The sequence below is a fragment of the Paenirhodobacter huangdaonensis genome (assembly GCF_004022465.1).
Classification (GTDB): domain Bacteria; phylum Pseudomonadota; class Alphaproteobacteria; order Rhodobacterales; family Rhodobacteraceae; genus Rhodobacter; species Rhodobacter huangdaonensis.
On the sequence record NZ_SAVA01000008.1, the window covers coordinates 73073 to 91453 of the forward strand.

Here is an 18381-nt window from a genome sequence, read left to right on the forward strand (position 1 = left end):
AAGCCAAGCCTAGGAAAATGCTTCTGCAGCCTCACCCGATCGCCGGTCATGGTCGCCGGGAGGCAAGCAGGAGACCGGGACATGACCGCAACCGAGTTCGATTACATCATCGTGGGCGCAGGCTCGGCGGGCTGCGTGCTGGCGAACCGGCTCTCGGCCGGGGGCCGCGCGACGGTCTGCGTGATCGAAGGCGGCGGGACGGAAAGCGCGCCGAACGTCACCGTGCCGGCGGGGATCCTGTCGCTCTACGGCAATCCGAAATACGATTACGCCTTCACCGGCACGCCGCAGCCCGAGCTGATGAACCGCCGCATCCCGGTGAACCGCGGCAAGGCGCTTGGCGGCTCCTCCACCATCAACTCGATGGTCTTCATCCGTGGCGCCTGTTCGGACTATGACGCATGGCGCGATCTTGGCTGCGCCGGCTGGGGCTGGGACGACGTGCTGCCGGTGTTCAAGTCGCTCGAGAACAATCAGCTCGGCCAGTTGCCGGCGTGGCACGGCAGCAAGGGCGAGCTGTTCGTCAGCGCCGCGCGCGATCCGAACGTGCTCGACCGGATGTTCATCGCCGCGGGCCGCGCCGTGGGGCTGCGCGAGAACACCGATTTCAACGCCGGCACGCAGGAAGGGCTCGGCGTCTACAATGTCACCCAGAAGAACGGCACGCGCTGGTCCTCCTTCCGCGCCTTTCTGAAACCGGTGCTGGGGCGGGCGAACCTGACCGTTCTGACCGGCACCGAGACGCATCGCGTGCTGCTCGAGGGCACACGCGCGAGCGGGGTCGAGGTGAGCAACGCGGGCGGGCGGCGGGTGCTGCGCGCGCGGCGCGAGGTGATCCTGAGCGCGGGCGCGATCGGCTCGCCGACGATCCTGATGCGCTCGGGCATCGGGCCGGCGGCGATGCTGCAGGCGGCCGGGGTGGCGGTGCAGCACGATCTGCCGGGCGTCGGCCAGAACCTGCGCGACCACATCGACGGCATGATCACTGTGCGCTCACGCTCGACCAAGACGCTCGGCCTGTCGCTCGCCAACCTGCCGGCGATGATCGCCGCGCCGTTCAGATATCTCTTTGCGCGCAAGGGGATGCTGAGCACGAATTACGTCGAGGCGGGCGGTTTCGCGCGCACGAAATTCGCCGGATCCGAGCCCGATATCCAGTTCCACTTCGTGCCGGGCTATCGCAGCCACCGCGGGTGGCTCGTCGAATATGGTCATGGCTATGCGGTCCATACCTGCGTGCTGCGGCCGAAATCGGTGGGCGAGATCCGGCTCGCGAAGGACGGCGGCGCCGAGATCGACCACCGCTTCTTCACCGATCCGCATGATGCCGCGACGCTGGTCGAAGGCATCAAGATCGCCCGGGCGATCTTTGCCGACAGTGCCTTCGATGAGGTCCGCGGCCCCGAGATGCTGCCCGGGCCGAAGGTGCAGAGCGATGCCGAGATCGAGGCCTATCTGCGCGCCGAAGCGCTCACCGTCTATCACCCCGTCGGCACCTGCAAGATGGGCACCGATGCCCTCGCCGTCACCGATCCGGCGACGCTGAAGGTGCGCGGGATCGAGGGGCTGCGCGTGGCGGACGCCTCGGTGATGCCGACGCTGATTGGCGGGAACACCAACGTGCCCTCGATGATGATCGGCGAGCGCTGTGCCCGCATGGTGCTTACGGCTTAGGCTGATCCTAAGCCGTGGTGACGCAGGAATTTCTTTTTCCTCAGCCAATCCTGCGTCACCCTCTTCCTACAAGGCGATGAACCAGAGTTTTCCCCGATGATCCGCACAGGCACTGACTACAGGGAGTCGATCCGGGACGGGCGCGAGATCCACGTCAATGGCGAGCGTGTCGCCGACGTGACCACCCATCCGATGTTCAAGCCCCTGGTCGACATCCGCGCGCGGATCTTCGACATGGCGCATGCGCCCGAGACCGCGGCCCTGATGACCGTGCGCGGCGAGGGCGAGGTGAACGCGCAGGCCAATGCGCTGCCCTTCAGCCAGTCGGACTGGTGGGCGAAGCGGCGCGCGACCGAGGCGGTGCTGGATGCCGTCGGCGGCGTGGTGACGCGGGTGGGCGACGAGACCGTGGGCGAGATGTGGTCGCTTTATGATTGTGCGGCGACGCTGAACGAGATCGACCCGCAATTCGCGCCGAACATCGCCGCCCATATCGCGCGCGTGGTGCGTGCCGACCCGTTCCACGTTTCGGCCAATACCGATCCGAAGGGCGACCGCTCGAAAACGCCAGCCGAGCAGGACCCGGACATGCTCCTCCATGTGGTGCGCGAGACCGACGCCGGCCTCGTCGTGCGCGGTGCGAAGTTCGAGACCGCAGCGGCCTATGCGAACCAGGCCTTCACCAAGCCGACGATCGCGACCTGGGGGGAGGGGGCGCTTTCGCCCTATGCGGTGGGCTTCATCTGCGATCTCGGCACGCCCGGGCTGAAATTCATCTGCCGCACCGGCTTTGCCGGTCGGGCGCCGGCCGAGGATTACCCGCTCTCGAACCGCTTCGACGAGATCGAGGCGCTGGTGATTTTTGATGATGTGCTGATCCCCTGGGAGAACGTGCTTTTCCATCGCCATGTCGCTTCGGCGATGGCGATGCGGGCCACGCTGCACCGCTATTCCGCCTTCGCCTTCGTGCAGCGCAGCCTGAAATTCGCCGACATGCTGATCGGCGCCGCGCTCTTCAACCTGCGCCAGACCGGGCTCGACCGGCTGCAAGGCGTGCAGGAAAAGCTCGCGCAGCTCGCCTGCTGGCGCGAGGGGATCGACGCGCATCTGACCTCGGCGATCGCGATGGCCGAACGCTCGCCCGCCGGGCTGATGATGCCGAACCAGTCGCTGATCTATGCGGGCCGCGTCTTTGCCGCGGGGCAGATGGCGGCGATGATGCATCTGGCGCGCGAGCTGTGCGGCGGGCAGATCGGCCTGACCCCCGATGTCGCCGCCTTCCGCGCGCCCGAGACCGCGCCTTGGCTCGAAAAGTTCTATGGTATCAATGACGAATGGCAGGCCGAGGACCGCCGCAAGCTGCTGGCCTTCGCCCGCGATCTGCTCAATTCCGACTATGCCGGCCACCGGCTGACCTTCGAGCTTTTCGCGCAATCGCCGCCCTTCGCCCATCTTGCCGCTGTCTATCGCAACTTCGACTGGGACGGCCCGCTCGACTGCGTGCGCCAGGCCGCGGGGCTGAGCGAGCGGGTGATGGGCACGGCGACGCGGACCTGCGCCGACAGCCCGGCGAGCCGCTGGTTCGCCACCGAACGCGCGGGCCCCTGAGCCCCCCTTGTTTCATGCGCCTGCGGGCGCTCCCCCGGATTTCACCGAAAGGACTGAACGATGTCAGTTGAAAAGATCGAAGCCCTCGTCGTCGGCGCCGGACAGGCCGGCCTTGCCGCGAGCGAGCATCTGGGCCGCGCAGGCATTCCCCATCTCGTGCTCGAACGCAGCCGGATCGCCGAGCGCTGGCGCAGCGCGCGCTGGGATTCGCTTGTCGCGAATGGCCCCGCCTGGCACGACCGCTTCCCGACGCTTGAATTCGACGCCGACCCCGACGCCTTCGTGGCGAAGGATGCGGTCGCCGATTACATGGAGGCCTACGCGAGCCAGATCGCCGCGCCGGTACGCTGCGACGTCGAGGTGACCGGGGTTGCCCGCCTCGAAGGCCGCCCCGGGTTCCGCGTCGAGACCGCGACCGGCGTGATCGAGGCGGAGTATGTGATCGCCGCCACCGGCGCCTTCCAGACGCCCTCGATCCCGCCGATGGTGCCCGCCTCGGCTGGCATCGCGCAGATCCATTCAAGCGACTACCGCAACCCGGGCCAGATCGCGCCGGGTGCGGTGCTGGTCGTCGGCGCCGGCTCCTCGGGCGTGCAGATCGCCGACGAGCTGCTCGCCGCGGGGCGCAAGGTCTATCTGTCGGTCGGCCCGCATGACCGCCCGCCGCGCAGCTATCGTGGCCGCGATTTCGTCTGGTGGCTGGGCGTGCTGAACCTCTGGGACGCCGATGCGAACCCAGCGTCGGAACATACCACGATCGCGGTGAGCGGCGCGCATGGCGGCCAGACCGTCGATTTCCGCAAGCTCGCGGCGCGGGGGATGGTTCTGCTTGGCCGGACCGAGGGGTTTGACGCGGGCACGATGCGGTTCGCACCGGATCTCGCGAAGAACGTCGCGGGCGGGGACGCGAATTATCTCTCGCTTCTCGACGCGGCCGACGCCTATGTCGCGCGCAACGGGCTCGATCTGCCCGAGGAGCCGCAGGCCCGCGTGATCGGTGCCGATCCCGCCTGCATGACCGACCCGATCCTCGCGCTCGATCTGGCCGAGGCCGGGATCACCACGATCCTCTGGGCGACCGGCTTCAGCTCGGACTATTCCTGGCTGCCCGAGGGGGCGCTCGACGAGGCCGGCAAGCCGCGTCATTCGCGTGGCGTCTCGACCGAGGCGGGGATCTATTTCCTCGGCCTGCCCTGGCAGACCCGCCGCGGCTCCTCCTTCATCTGGGGGTGCTGGCACGACGCGAAATTCGTCGCCGACCACATCGCCAAGCAGCGCGGCTATCTTGCCTATGCGCCCGCCGCCGAACCCGTCACCAAGACCGCCTGACTCCGGAGACCCGACATGGCCCATACCCGCATCCGCAAATTCAACACCAAGGACACCTATCCCGAGCAGAAGCTCGACAACGACCTGTGTCAGGCCGTGGTCGCGCGCGGGGCGACGGTGTTCCTGCGCGGCCAGTGCCCGCAGGATCTCGACACCGCCGAGGACATCGGCTCGATGGACCCGGTCGAGCAGACCCACAAGGTGATGCAGAACATCCGCCAGCTGATCGAGGAGGCCGGCGGCAAGATGGAGCATCTGTGCAAGGTCACCGTCTATCTGACCGACGTGCGCCACCGCGAGGCGGTCTATCGCACGATGGGCGAATATATCCGGGGCGTGCATCCGGTCTCGACCGGGGTCGTGGTGACCTGCCTCGCGCGGCCCTCGTGGCTCGTGGAGATCGACGCGACGGCGGTGATCCCGGACTGAGCGGGGAGGGGGCGCTGCCCCCGCCGAGGCGCTGCCTCGGCCCCCCGGAGTATTTGGGCCAAGAAAAAGGACGGGCAAGATGACCTTTTCGATCGTGGCGCGCTGCGCCGAGAGTGGGCAATTCGGGATGGCGATTTCCTCCTCCTCGCCCGCGGTGGCGGCGCGTTGCGCCTTTGCCCGGGCGGGGGTGGGGGCGGTGGCGACGCAGAACGTGACGAACCCGGGCCTCGGGCCGCTGATGCTCGACCGGCTCGCGGCGGGCGAGAGCGCTGCTGCTGCGGTCGGCGCGGCGGTGGCGGCGGATGGCTTTGCCGCCTATCGCCAGCTTCTTGCGATCGGCGCGAGCGGCACGCCGGCGATCCATTCCGGGCCGAATGCGCTCGGGCTCTGGTCCTCGGCCATGGGCGTTGACTGTGCCGCGGGGGGCAATCTGCTCGCGGACGCCGGCGTGCCCGCGGCGATGGTCGCGGGCTTCGAGGCGGCGACCGGGCCGCTTGGCGACCGGCTGATCGCCGCGATGCGGGCGGGGCTCGCGCTTGGCGGCGAGGCGGGGCCGGTGCATTCGGCGGGCCTTCTGATCGTCGACCGGCAGGCCTGGCCCTGGGCCGAGCTGCGCATCGACTGGCTTGACGAGGGCTGCCCGATTGCGGCGCTCGCCCGCGCCTGGGAGGTCTATGCCCCGCAGGCGAATGACTATGTGACCCGCGCGCTGAACCCGGCCGCGGCCCCTTCCTACGGCGTGCCCGGAGACGAATGATGCAAAGCCTTGGCCATTACACCGCCCGCGCCGGCAGCCTGATGCTGCGCAACCAGTGCTGGATCGACGGGGGCTTCGTGCCGGCGGCCTCGGGCGCGCGGTTCGAAAGCGTGAACCCGGCGACCGGCCTTGCGCTGACCGATGTCGCGCGCGGCGGGGCGGAGGACATCGACCGCGCCGTGCGCGCGGCGCGGCGCGCCTTCGAGGATGGCCGCTGGTCGAAACAGACGCCCGGCGCGCGCAAGGAGGTGCTGCTGCGTCTGGCGAACCTGCTGCGCGAGAACCTCGAGGAATTCGCGCTTCTCGACACGCTCGACATGGGCAAGCCGATTGCCGAGACGGTGAACGTCGATGTGCCCGGCTCGGCGCATTTCTTCCAGTGGTATGCCGAGGCGATCGACAAGCTTTATGACGAGGTGGCGCCGACCGGCGGGCGGGATATCGCGCTCATCCGCCGCGTGCCGCTTGGGGTGATCGGCGCGGTGGTGCCGTGGAACTTCCCCCTCGACATGGCGACCTGGAAGCTCGCCCCCGCGCTTGCGGCCGGCAATTCGGTGGTGCTGAAGCCCGCCGAGCAATCGCCGCTCTCGGCGCTGCGTCTGGCGGAACTGGCCGCCGAGGCGGGGCTGCCCGATGGCGTGCTCAACGTCGTGCCGGGCTTTGGCGAGGATGCGGGGCAGGCGCTCGGCCGCCACCCCGACGTCGACTGCCTCGTCTTCACCGGCTCGACCGAGGTCGGCAAGATGTTCCAGCGCTACGCCGGCGAGAGCAACATGAAGCAGGTCTGGCTGGAGACGGGGGGCAAGAGCCCGAACCTGATCTTTGCCGATGCCGATCTCGATGCCGCCGCCGACAAGGCCGCCTTCGGCATCTTCTTCAATCAGGGCGAGGTCTGTTCGGCCAATTCCCGGATGCTGGTGCATGAGAGCATCGCCGAGGAGATGATCGCCCGGATGAAGGCGCGGGCCGAGGCGATCCGCCCGGGCAACCCGCTCGATCCCGAAACCACGATGGGGGCGATGGTCGATGCCCGCCACGCCGGGCGGGTGGAAGGCTTCCTTGCCTCGGGCAAACAATCGGCGCGTCTTGTCACCGGGGGCGAGCGGCTGACGATCGGCGGCTCGGACGCCTTCATTGCGCCCACGATCTTCGCCGATGTGCCGCGCGACGCCCGCATCGCGCGCGAGGAGATCTTTGGCCCGGTGCTCGCCGTGCAGACCTTCCGCGACGATGCCGAGGCGATCGCGATCGCCAATGACACCGTCTATGGCCTTGCCGCCTCGGTCTGGACGCGCGATCTGAGCCGGGCGATGGCGGTTTCCGATGCGCTGGTCGCGGGGACCGTCTCGGTCAACACCGTCGATGCGCTCAGCGCGATGACGCCCTTCGGCGGCATGAAGCAGTCGGGCTTTGGCCGTGACCTGTCGCTGCATTCCTTCGACAAGTATTCGGCGCTGAAGACGGTCTGGATCAGCTATTGACGGCAGGGGCGCGGCGGATCAGCTTGCGTTAGGGAAAACCTGACATAAGACAGCCGGGGATAAGCCGTGCCCTTACGTATCACGCTGCGACAGCTTGAATATTTCGTCGCCGTGGGCGAGTGCGGCTCGATCGCGCTCGCCGCCGAGAAGGTGAATGTCTCCTCGCCGTCGATCTCTTCGGCGATCTCGCAGCTCGAGGCGGAATTCGGGCTGCAGCTCTTCATCCGCCGTCACGCGCATGGGCTGTCGCTGACGCAGGGCGGCGCGCGCTTCATGGACCTTGCCCGCGAAGTGCTGGAAAAGGCGGGCGCGCTGAACGGGCTGGCGAATGACATCACCGGCAAGGTGCGCGGGCCGCTGAACATCGGCTGCCTCGTGTCCTTCGCGCAGATCGTGCTGCCGCAGCTGCGCCGCAGCTTCGTCGACACCTACCCCGAGGTCGAGTTCCACCAGTTCGAGCGCGACCAGCAGGAGCTGTTCGACGCATTGCGCTCGGCGCGTCTCGACATCGCGCTGACCTATGACCTGAACGTGCCGCCCGATCTCGACTTCGTGCCGCTGATCGGGCTGCCGCCCTTTGCGCTTTTGCACGAGACGCATGAGCTCGCCCATCTCGAGGCGGTGTCGCCGGCCGAGCTGTCCGACTATCCGATGGTGCTGCTCGATCTGCCGATGAGCTCGGACTATTTCCTGTCCTTCTTCACCGCGCTTGGCATCACCCCGATGATTGCGGAACGCACGCGCGACATCGCGGTGATGCGCTCGATGGTGGCGAACGGCTTCGGCTATGGCCTGGCGAATGTGCGCCCAATCTCCGAACTGGCTCCGGACGGGCGGCGCCTGCGCTTCATCCCGCTGACCGGGCCGGTGCGCACGCTCAAGCTCGGTCTGATGATGAGCGAGGGGGCGCAGAATTCACGCAGCGTGCGCGCTTTCATCGACCATGCCCGCGCCGAGATCACGCCCTTGCGCGCGCCGGGGCTGCAGGTGCAGGCAAAGGGCGTGCGGCGCGACTTCTGACGCGTTCGCCAACTGCACATTATGCGCGCACTTCGCCGCCGAATTAAGTGATTAGGCGCAGCCTAAGTCAGGCTTCCGCAAGGTGTAATTTACTTGGGCGCCGCCGCGCCAGATCGTCCTCTCATCCCGGCCAGACCTGCGGCCGACAAGGAGACGACGTTGCGAAACCCAGCCTATGACATCCTGTTCGAGCCCGCGAAGATCGGGCCGCTCACCGCGAAGAACCGCTTCTATCAGGTTCCGCATTGCAATGGCGGCGGCTATCGCGACCCCTCTGCCGCCGCCGCGATGCGCGGGATCAAGGCCGAGGGCGGCTGGGGCGTGATCTTCACCGAGCAGACCGAGATGCACCACACCTCGGAAATCACCCCGTTCATCGAGCTGCGGCTGTGGGACGATGCCGATATTCCGGCGCTCAATCGCATGTCGGAGGCGATGAAGACGCGCGGCGCGCTCGCCGGTATCCAGCTTGCCTATTCCGGCATCAACGGGCCGAACCTCTATACCAAGGAAGTGCCGCTCGCCCCTTCGGCGCTGCCCATTCGCACCTTCACCAATGACCCGGTGCAGGCGCGCGCGATGGACAAGACCGATATCAAGAACCTGCGCCGCTGGTTCGTGAATGCGGCGAAACGCTCGAAACTCGCGGGCTTTGACCTCATTTGCCTCTACGGCGCGCATGGATTCGGCATCTTCCAGCATTTCCTGTCCCGCGCGACGAACCAGCGCTCGGACGAATACGGCGGCTCGCTCGAAAACCGGGCGCGGTTCGTCAACGAGGTGATCGCCGACATGCGCGACGCGGTCGGCGACACCATGGGCCTGACCCTGCGGGTGAGCCTTGACGAGCACATCGGCGCGCTTGGCTTCTCGAACGCCGAGCTGCGCGAATTCATCGAGATGAACGCCGATCTGCCCGACCTGTGGGATCTCGCGCAGGGGACGTGGGAGGATTGCTCGGGCCCCTCGCGCTTCAAGGAAGAGGCGGCGCAGGAGGTGCTGGTGAGCGGCATCCGCGATCTCACCACGAAGCCCGTCGTCGGCGTCGGCCGCTTCACCTCGCCCGATGTGATGGCGCGGCTGGTGCGGCAGGGCGTGCTCGATTTCATCGGCTGCGCGCGCCCCTCGATCGCCGATCCGTTCCTGCCGAAGAAGATCGAGGAAGGCCGGATCGAGGACATCCGCGAGTGCATCGGCTGCAACATCTGCATCACCGGCGACATGACGATGAGCATCAGCCGCTGCACGCAGAACCCGACCTTCATGGAAGAGTGGCGCAAGGGCTGGCACCCGGAGAAGATGAACCCGAAGGGCGACAGCACGAATGTGCTGATCGTCGGCGCGGGGCCGGCGGGTCTCGAGGCCGCCCGTGCGCTGAGTTTGCGCGGCTATGACGTGGCCTTGGCCGAGGCCGGCACCGAGCTTGGCGGCCGCGTCGCGCGCGAGCGCAAGCTGCCGGGGCTGTCGGCCTGGGGCCGCGTCGCGGATTACCGCGCCTATCAGCTGGGCCAGCGCCCGAATGTCGAAACCTATTTCGACAGTCGCCTCAGCGCGCAGGAAATCCTCGATTTCGGCTTCGAGAATGTCTGCATCGCCACGGGGGCGCATTGGCGCGCCGATGGCGTCGCGCGTCAGCATGTCGTGCCGATGCCCGCCGATCCGGTGATGCCGGTCTTCACCCCCGATGACATCATGGCCGGCCGGCTGCCGAAGGGCGCGGTCGTCGTCTTCGATGATGACCATTATTACATGGGCGGCGTGATGGCCGAACTGCTGGCCAAGGCCGGCTGCACCGTCACCCTCGTCACCCCCTCGGCCTATGTCTCGGACTGGACGCTGAACACGCTCGAACAGGGCGCGATCCATCGCCGGCTGGTGGAGAACGGCGTGACGATCACCCTCAACACCGGCATCGCGGCACTGCATGCGGAGGGCGTCGAGACCGAATGCGTCTATACCGGCGCGACCATGCGGCTTGGCTGCGACGCGGTGGTGATGGTCGCCTCGCGGGTCTCGGACGATGCGCTCTATCACGATCTGATGGCGCGGCAGGGCGACTGGGCCGATGCCGGCATCCGCTCGGTCAAGGTGATCGGCGACGCCTGTGCGCCCGGTCCGATCGCCTGGGCGACCTATGCCGGGCATCGCTATGCGCGCGAGCTCGATCAGCCCGATATCGGTGACGCGCTGCCGTTCCGCCGCGAGGTCACGCAACTCGCATGAATGCATCCGGCGCCGAAGGGGAGGGCGGCGCCGGCCCCGAAGAGCAACAGGGAGCTCAGCCATGACACGCGGAAAAGCGGTCGAAGTCTTCAACGTCACCAAGCGCTTCGGCGATTATCTGGCCCTCGATCAGGTCAGCTTCACGATCCACGAGAACGAGTTCTTCACGCTCCTTGGCCCCTCGGGCTGCGGCAAGACCACGCTGTTGCGGATGATCGCCGGCTTCGAGACCCCGAGCGAGGGGGCGATCAGCCTGTTCGGCACCGAAATCGCGACGCTGCCGCCGCACAAGCGCCATGTGAACACGGTGTTCCAGAGCTATGCGCTGTTTCCGCACATGACGCTCGAGCAGAACATCGCCTTCGGGCTCGAGAACCTCGGCTGGGACAAGGCGCGGCGGCAGGCGCGGGTGGCCGAGATGCTCGAGATGGTGCATATGACGCCCTTCGCGCGGCGCCGCCCGGCCCAGCTTTCGGGCGGGCAGCGCCAGCGCATCGCGCTTGCCCGTGCACTCGCACCGGAACCGAAGGTGCTGCTGCTCGACGAGCCGCTTTCGGCGCTTGACCTCAAGCTGCGGCAGGCGATGCGCGACGAGCTGCGCGCGCTGCAGCGGATGACCGGCATCACCTTCATCTTCGTCACCCATGATCAGGACGAGGCGCTCGACATGTCCGACCGGATCTGCGTGCTCGGCCGCGGCCGGATCCAGCAGATCGGCACGCCCTCCGAGATCTACGAGGAACCGGAAAACCGCTTCGTCGCCGATTTCATCGGCGAGACGAATTTCCTGGCCGCCGAGGTGATCGCGCTCGAGGGGCCGCGCGCGCGCGTGCGCACCGCCTTCGGCTTCGAGATCACCACCTTGCAGAAGGGCGTGAGCGGGCCGGGCAAGGCGACGCTGTCGCTGCGCCCCGAGAAGATCGGGATGGAGGATCAGGCGGCGGGCAACCTGCTCACCGGCACCGTCACCGCCAAGAACTACATGGGCGGCTATACCCATTACACCGTCGACACACCGGCGGGCACGCTGCGGGTGTCGCGGCGCAACGCGGTGAGCCAGGCGCAAAGCTACGAGATCGGCCGCGAGGTGCGCCTTGGCTTTCGCGACGACAGCGCGCGGGTGCTGGCGCAATGAGGGGGTTCCGCTTCTGGGGCCTGGTGCCCGCCTGGGCGCTGATGCTGGCGACGCTCCTGGTGCCGCTTTGCATCGTCGCCCTCGTCTCGGTGGCCGAGCGCGGCGCCTATGGCGGCTTTGCCTGGGCCTTCACGTTCGAGCCCTACAAGGAGATCCTGTTCTCCGAGGACTGGGACGGCAACCTCGTCTTCGATCCGAAATATCTGGCGATCATCGGCCGCACGCTGGCGCTGGCCGCCGCGACCACGGCGATCTGCATGGCCCTCGCCCTGCCCGTCGCCTATGTCATCGCCACCCGCACGCCGCGGATGAAGGCGGCGCTGATCTACCTCGTCACCTTGCCGTTCTGGGTGTCGATGATCGTGCGGGTCTATGCCTGGCTCATCATTCTCGGCACTGACGGGGTCGTCGGCCGGGCCTGGGCGGCGCTCGGTGGCGAGGGGACGCTGCTCTTCACCTCGGGCGCGATGCTGGTGGGCATGGTCTACAGCTATATCCCGCTGATGGTGCTGCCGGTCTTCGCCGCGATCGAGAAGCTCGATCCGGCGCTGCTCGAGGCGGGCGCCGATCTTTACGCCAGCCGCTGGACGACGGCGCGCCGGGTGATCCTGCCGCTCACCTGGCCGGGGCTTTCGGCGGGCGCGATCCTCGTCTTCGTGCCGGCGCTTGGCACCGTGCTCGAGCCGATGCTCTTGGGCGGGGGCAAGCAGATGATGATGGGCACGCTGATCCAGTCGCAATTCGGTGGCGCGCGCAACTGGCCCTTCGGCGCGGCGGTGGCGCTGGTGCTGATGGCGCTGGTGGTGCTGGTGCTGATCGCCAATGCGCGGCGCGCGATGCGCAAGGAGGCCCGGGCATGAGCACGCCGCACGACGTTCGCCGCTACCCCGGTGCGGGGCTGGTCACCTGGGTCTTCTTCCTGTGGCTTTATGCCCCGATCGCGGTGGTGATCTGGTTTTCCTTCAACGAGAGCCGCCTCGTCTCGGTCTGGAGCGGGTTCTCGACGAAATGGTATGTCGCGGCGCTGGAAAACGACGCGCTGCTCGATGCGCTGCGGGTCTCGCTCATCGTGGCGCTGACGGCGACGGTGGTGGCGACGCTCATCGCGCTTTCGGCCGCGATGGTGCTGACCCGCCATGCCGACCTGAAATTCCGCCGCCTGTCCGAAACGGTGGTGAACCTGCCGCTGCTCTTGCCCGAGATCGTCGTCGCCGTCGCCTCGCTGATCCTGTTCTCGCAGATCGGCTTCACCAACGGGATGGCGCGGCTGATCGTGGCGCATTCGGCCTTCTGCACGCCCTTCGCCTTCCTGCCGATCCGTGCCCGGCTTTCCGGGATGAGCGCGGATTACGAGGAGGCGGCGCAGGATCTTTACGCCGCGCCCTTCACCGCCTTTCGCCGGGTCACGCTGCCGCTGATCCTGCCCGGCGTCTTTGCCGGGGCGATGCTCGCCTTCGTGATCTCGATGGACGATTTCATCACCTCGAACATGCTCAATACCGGCGGCACCACGACGCTGCCGATCTACATCTTCAGCCTGATCAAGAAGGGCGCAACGCCCCAGCTCAACGCGATCTCGACCCTTCTGATCCTCGCCTCCCTCATCATCGCGACGCTGGCCCTTGCCCTTTCGGCGCGGGCGATGCGGCGCGGCTGACCGCCAGAAGAAACGACCCAACAGGAGAGACCCATGAAAACGAAACTGATCCTCGGCGCCGCGCTCGGCCTCGTGCTGGCGCTGCCGGCTTTCGCGGGCGGCACGCTCAACCTCTACACTTGGTCCGACTCGATCTCCCCCGATCTGATCAAGAAGTTCGAGGCGCAGACCGGCATCACCGTGAATGTCGACGGCTTCAACTCGAACGAAGACGCGCTGACCAAGCTGCAGGCCGGTTCGTCGGGCTATGACGTCGTCACCCCCTCGCAGCACTTCGTGAAGATCATGATCGATCAGGGCCTGCTCGAGGACATCGACGCGAAGGACATGCCCGCCTTCGCCCAGGTCGACGACAAGTGGAAGAACCAGTGGTGGGACCCGACCAGCGAATACTCGATCCCGCTTGCCTATGGCACCGCGGGCTTCGCGGTGAACCGTGACCTCTACAAGGGGCCCATCGACAGCTGGAAGGTGATCTTCGAGCCGGACGCCGACCTGCAGGGCAAGATCGGCATGCTCGGCTATCCCGATGAGGTGGTGGGGGCGGCCGAGCTTTATCTCGGTATCGAGTTCTGCACCGAGGACAAGGCCGAGATGAAGAAGGTCTATGACCTGCTGAAGGGGCAAAAGCCCTTCGTCGCGACCTACACTTCCGACAATATCGAAAACAGCCTGGGGGCGGGCGAGGTGGCGGCGCATTTCTGGTGGGACGGCGAAGAGCTGAAAACCCGGACCAGCGGCATCAACGTCGAATATGCGATGCCGAAGGAAGGGCTTGTCGGCTGGCTCGACAGCTTCGTCGTGCCGAAGGGCGCGGCCAATGTCGAAAACGCCAAGGCCTTCATCAACTTCATGTCGGAAACCGAGAACGCGACGATCCAGGCGAACCATTATGCGCATTCCTCGCCGGTGAAGCTGGACCCGGCGAAGGCGAAATACACGCCCGAGACCGCGCCCGAGCTGTTCCCGACGGTGCCGGTGACCTTCTCGAAGGCCTGCTCGCCTGCTGCGCAGGATCTGGTGACCAAGGTCTGGACCGACCTGCTGCAATGATCTTCTTCCGGTCGGCCCCGGGCCGGCCGGACGCGTTTCCCGGAGAGAGAAGAAATGACCCCGACGATCGAGATCCATGACGCGCGCGACATCTTCACCGATGCGCCGGTTTCCCTGCGCCTCGAAGGCGGCTGCATTGCCTGGATCGGCGCCCCCGGCACGATGCCCGACGCCCCGCCGCCCGCGCGGCGGATCGCGGCCGGCGGGCGGCGGATCGCGCCGGGGTTCTGCGAGAGCCACCTGCACCTGTTCTGGGGCGGCGCGACGCTGTCGCAGCTGAACCTGCTGGGCATCGAGGGGGCGGAGGCCGCGGCGCAGGCGATTGCCGGTTTCGCGGCCGAAACCCCCGCGGTGGCGCTGCTTGTCGCCTATTCGGCGAATTACGAGGTGCTGGGCCCCGGCACGCGCCCCGATCGTCACGCGCTGGACCGGCTCTGCCCGGAGCGCCCGCTGCTGATGATCGCGGTCGATGGCCATGGTGCCTGGGCCAACACCGCGGCGCTGGCGGCGGCGGGTCTGATGACCTGCGTGCCCGAGGTCGAGAATGCCGAGGTCGTGCTCGGCCCCGATGGCAAGCCCAATGGCGAGCTGCGCGAGGGGGCGGCAATCGCGCTGGTGCAGCGCCTTTCGACCTCCGGCGGGCGCGAGGGGCTGGTGATCGCCGGCGACGAACCCGGGACCGTCTCCCCCGCGGATCGCGCGGCCGACAAGGCGACGCTTGCCGCCGCGCTGGCCGCCTGCGCCGCCCATGGCATCACCACCGCGGTCAACATGGACGGCAACCTCTATCTGGCCGATCTGCTCACCGAGATGGAGGCCGAGGGCGCGCTGCCGATCCGCGTCTCGACCGCGATGCGGCTCTCGCCCGCCCATGACGACGCCCGCATCGCCGAGCTGATCGAGGCGGCGACGCGGCCGGCGCAGGGCAAGCTCGGCTTCGGCCGGATCAAGATGTTCCTCGATGGCGTCTTCGATACCTGGACCGCCTATCGCACCGACGATTACCCGGGCCGGCCGGGGTTCCGGTCGGAACCGCTCTTCACCCCCGAGCGCTACAGCGCGCTGTGCGTCGCGGCCGATGCGCGCGGGCTGCAGATCCAAGTGCATTGCGTGGGGGATGCGGCGGTGCGCCTGGCGCTTGACGGCTATGCCGCGGCGCGCGCGGCGAACGGGCCGCGCGATGCCCGCCACCGGATCGAGCATATCGACATGCTGCACCCCGATGACCTGCCGCGGTTGCGCGACCTCGGTGTGATCGCCTCGATGCAGCCGGTGCACCCGCCGGGCTCGAGCGGGCTGCCGCTCGAGCCCACCGTCTCGATCATGGGGCGCGACCGCTGGCGCGACACCTTCCCCTGGGCCGCGCTCGCCGGGGCGGGCGTGCCGATCGCCTTCGGCACCGACTGGCCGACGGCGCCGCTGTCACCCTTCAACGCGATTCACGCGGCGCTGTCCCGGACCCCCTGGGCCGAGGATGTGCCCGACCAGCGCCTGCCCTTCGAGGCGGTGATCGAAGCCTATACCACGGGCGGCGCGCGGGCGCTTTTCGCCGAGGAGGGCCGCGGCCGGCTCGCGCCCGGGATGGCGGCGGATCTCGTCCTTCTCGACGGCGATCCGCGCGCGCTGCGCGAGGATGCCGGCGCCTGCCGTGCCGCGCTGACGATCTGCGCGGGCGAGATCGTGCATGAGGCGGCGCTCTGATGCTGGCCCGGATCGAGGAGATCCTCGCCACGCTTGTCGCCTTTCCGACCGTCTCGGCGCGCTCGAACCTTGCGCTGATCGACTGGGTCGAGGCCGTCCTGCAGGGCGCGGGCTTCACCGTGACCCGGATCGCGGCACAGGACGCACCGAAAGCCGGGCTGCTTGCCCGTTTCGGCGCGGGCGAGGGCGGCACGCTGTTCTCGGCCCATACCGATGTCGTCCCGGTCGAGGGCCAGCGCTGGAGTGTCGAGCCCTTCGCGCTGACCCGCCGTGGCGATCGCCTGCACGGCCGCGGCACCACCGACATGAAGGGCTTCATCGCCTGTGTCCTCGCCCTGGCCGAGACGCTGCGCGCGGCGCCCCCCGCGCATCCGGTGATGATCGCGCTGAGCTGGGACGAGGAGCTCGGCTGCCGTGGCATCCCGCAGATGATCGACCGGGTGATCCCCACCCTCGGCCGGCCCGATCTGTGCATCGTGGGCGAGCCGACCTCGATGCGGCTCGGCCTTGGCCACAAGGGCAAGGCAAGCTACCGCGCCACCTGCCATGGCGAGGCGGGCCATTCCGCGATGGCGCCGCGCTTCACCAATGCGCTGCATCTGGCGGCCGACCTGATCGGCGCGCTCCGGGCCGAACAGGCGCGGCTGCTGCGCGAGGGCGCGCAGGATGCGGCCTATGACGTGCCCTGTTCGACCGTCCACGCCGGCCTCCTGCACGGCGGCGTCGCGCTGAACATCGTGCCCGATGAGGCCGAGGTCGATTTCGAGATCCGCCATCTTGCCGCCGAAAGCGCCGGCCAGATCCTGTCGCGCATCACCGCCGGCCTGCCCGCGGGCATCGAGATCGCCCAGACCGGCGCCTATCCCGGGCTCGACACCGACCCTGCCGTGCCGGCGATCGCGCGGTTTGCCGCGCTTCTGCCCGCGGCCGCGCCGGTGAAGGTTTCCTACGGCACCGAGGCGGGCTTCTTCGCGGCGCTCGGCCTGCCTACGGTCGTGTGCGGGCCGGGCACGATGGACGACGGCCACCAGCCCGACGAGTCGATCGCGCGCAGCGAGCTTGCGCTCTGCGCCGGGGTTCTGGCCCGCATGACGCGGGGGGGCGTGTGATCGTCTAAGGGGCGTGACGGCCTGATCGGGCCCATCTTCGTCGGGGCTGCCCCGCCACTTCCCGGAACCTTCTGCGCGCTGCCTGCGGGCGGTCCGCCTCTCAGACCGGTGCCGTCGAGCCGCGCACGATCAGCTCGCCCGCCAGCACGATCCGCCGCGGCCGCATCTTCGCCGCGCCGATCCGGGCGAGCAGGGTCTGCATCGCCTCGCGGCCGAACTCCTCGACCGGCTGGCGGATCACGGTGATGCCGGGATCGACGAGGTCGGTCCAGACCTCGTCGTCGAAGCCCGCGATTGCCAGCCGGCCGGGGATCGGGATCCGGCGCTCGTGGCACAGTTTCAGCGCAGCGCGCACGAACAGGCCGTTCGACAGGATCAGCGCATCGGGCATGTCGCGTTCGAGCAGTTCCGCAAGCGCGGCGTGGCCGGCATCGAAGCTCGGCAGCGAAAGCGCGCTGCGCGCCGGCAGACCGTGCCGTTCGAGCGCCGCCTCGACCTCGGCGCGGCGCTCCATCCCGGTGGCGGAGGTCGAGCCGAACAGTCCCGCGATCCGCCGCCGCCCCGAGGCGACGAGATGATCGACCAGCTCGGCCGAGGCACGGGCATTGTCGAGCACGATGCTGTCGAAATCGGTTTCCGGCATGGCGCGGTCGACCAGCACCACCGGCCGGCCCACGCGCGCCAGCACGGCGGGCGAGAGATGGCGCGTCGGGGTCATGATCAGCCCGCTCACGCGCTCCTCGGCCATCAGTTCGAGATACATCGCCTCGCGCGCCGGGTCCTCGTCGGTGTTGCACAGCAGCACCCGCATGCCGGCGGCGTAAGCCGCGTCCTCGACCGCCCGGCTGAGCTGGGTGAAGAACGGGTTGCGGATGTCGGCGACGATCAGCCCCACCGCCATCGAGCGTTGCGAGCGCAGTTGCCGGGCCGCGAGGTTGGGCCGGTAGCCGGTGGCGGCGACCGCCGATTCGACCCGGCGCAGCACCTCGGCGCTGACCGGCCCCTTGCCAAGCGCGCGCGAGACCGTCGAGGTCGAAACCCCCGCGGCCCGCGCGACATCCTTGATGCTGACGCTCATTTTCTGCAAACGTTTCCAGTTTCGGCAAAAGGAAAGATATCGCGTTTCAATGGGTTTCGCAACGATATGGCGATCTCTCCGGGCACTTTGCAGCTGCAGCGGAAAATTTTGTGGGAACGTTCCCACG

At 68.0% G+C, this 18381-nt stretch carries 15 protein-coding genes; 14 read left to right on the plus strand and 1 reads right to left on the minus strand.

All coding sequences use genetic code 11. From position 1 onward, the window contains the following. Positions 1-81: 81 nt before the first annotated feature. The 14 genes from EOW66_RS13890 to argE all read left to right on the plus strand — a co-directional run bounded on the left by EOW66_RS13890 (position 82) and on the right by argE (position 17176). A complete protein-coding gene (locus EOW66_RS13890; protein ID WP_128156919.1) occupies positions 82-1674 on the plus strand; it encodes a GMC family oxidoreductase in 1593 nt (530 codons plus the stop codon). A 96-nt stretch (positions 1675-1770) separates the two neighbouring features. Continuing rightward, positions 1771-3282, plus strand: coding sequence for a 4-hydroxyphenylacetate 3-hydroxylase family protein (locus EOW66_RS13895; protein ID WP_128156920.1), 1512 nt, complete (start codon positions 1771-1773; stop codon positions 3280-3282). Between the two features lie 60 nt (positions 3283-3342). Then, positions 3343-4611, plus strand: a complete 1269-nt coding sequence (locus EOW66_RS13900; RefSeq protein ID WP_128156921.1) for a flavin-containing monooxygenase — start codon at positions 3343-3345, stop codon at positions 4609-4611. 15 nt (positions 4612-4626) lie between these two features. Next, positions 4627-5040, plus strand: coding sequence for a RidA family protein (locus EOW66_RS13905; protein ID WP_128156922.1), 414 nt, complete (start codon positions 4627-4629; stop codon positions 5038-5040). A gap of 79 nt (positions 5041-5119) precedes the next feature. Then, on the plus strand, positions 5120-5797 hold the full coding sequence (locus EOW66_RS13910; protein ID WP_128156923.1) for a DUF1028 domain-containing protein: 678 nt from the start codon (positions 5120-5122) through the stop codon (positions 5795-5797). Next, a complete protein-coding gene (locus tag EOW66_RS13915) occupies positions 5794-7278 on the plus strand; it encodes an aldehyde dehydrogenase (protein WP_206363712.1) in 1485 nt (494 codons plus the stop codon). Before EOW66_RS13910 ends, EOW66_RS13915 begins: the two co-directional genes overlap by 4 nt. A gap of 66 nt (positions 7279-7344) precedes the next feature. Then, positions 7345-8298, plus strand: a complete 954-nt coding sequence (locus EOW66_RS13920; protein WP_128156925.1) for a LysR substrate-binding domain-containing protein — start codon at positions 7345-7347, stop codon at positions 8296-8298. Positions 8299-8457: 159 nt separating this feature from the next. Continuing rightward, a complete protein-coding gene (locus EOW66_RS13925; protein WP_128156926.1) occupies positions 8458-10521 on the plus strand; it encodes an oxidoreductase in 2064 nt (687 codons plus the stop codon). A 61-nt stretch (positions 10522-10582) separates the two neighbouring features. Then, on the plus strand, positions 10583-11656 hold the full coding sequence (locus EOW66_RS13930) for an ABC transporter ATP-binding protein (RefSeq protein ID WP_128156927.1): 1074 nt from the start codon (positions 10583-10585) through the stop codon (positions 11654-11656). After that, entirely contained in the window at positions 11653-12516 is an 864-nt protein-coding gene (locus EOW66_RS13935) for an ABC transporter permease (RefSeq protein WP_128156928.1), read from the plus strand. Before EOW66_RS13930 ends, EOW66_RS13935 begins: the two co-directional genes overlap by 4 nt. Then, entirely contained in the window at positions 12513-13313 is an 801-nt protein-coding gene (locus tag EOW66_RS13940; protein WP_128156929.1) for an ABC transporter permease, read from the plus strand. The genes EOW66_RS13935 and EOW66_RS13940 overlap by 4 nt, the downstream gene beginning before the upstream one ends. A gap of 33 nt (positions 13314-13346) precedes the next feature. Then, the gene (locus tag EOW66_RS13945; RefSeq protein WP_128156930.1) at positions 13347-14366 is read left to right on the plus strand and encodes an extracellular solute-binding protein; all 1020 of its coding nucleotides are present in this window, start codon (positions 13347-13349) and stop codon (positions 14364-14366) included. A 54-nt stretch (positions 14367-14420) separates the two neighbouring features. Further along, positions 14421-16067, plus strand: a complete 1647-nt coding sequence (locus EOW66_RS13950; protein ID WP_128156931.1) for an amidohydrolase — start codon at positions 14421-14423, stop codon at positions 16065-16067. Next, positions 16067-17176 (plus strand): acetylornithine deacetylase, encoded by a 1110-nt coding sequence (gene argE, locus EOW66_RS13955; protein WP_128156932.1) that lies wholly within the window; start codon positions 16067-16069, stop codon positions 17174-17176. Before EOW66_RS13950 ends, argE begins: the two co-directional genes overlap by 1 nt. Positions 17177-17276: 100 nt before the next feature. Here argE and EOW66_RS13960 read toward each other — a convergent pair whose 3' ends face one another. After that, positions 17277-18254, minus strand: a complete 978-nt coding sequence (locus tag EOW66_RS13960) for a LacI family DNA-binding transcriptional regulator (protein WP_128156933.1) — start codon at positions 18252-18254, stop codon at positions 17277-17279. Between the last annotated feature and the right edge of the window lie 127 nt (positions 18255-18381).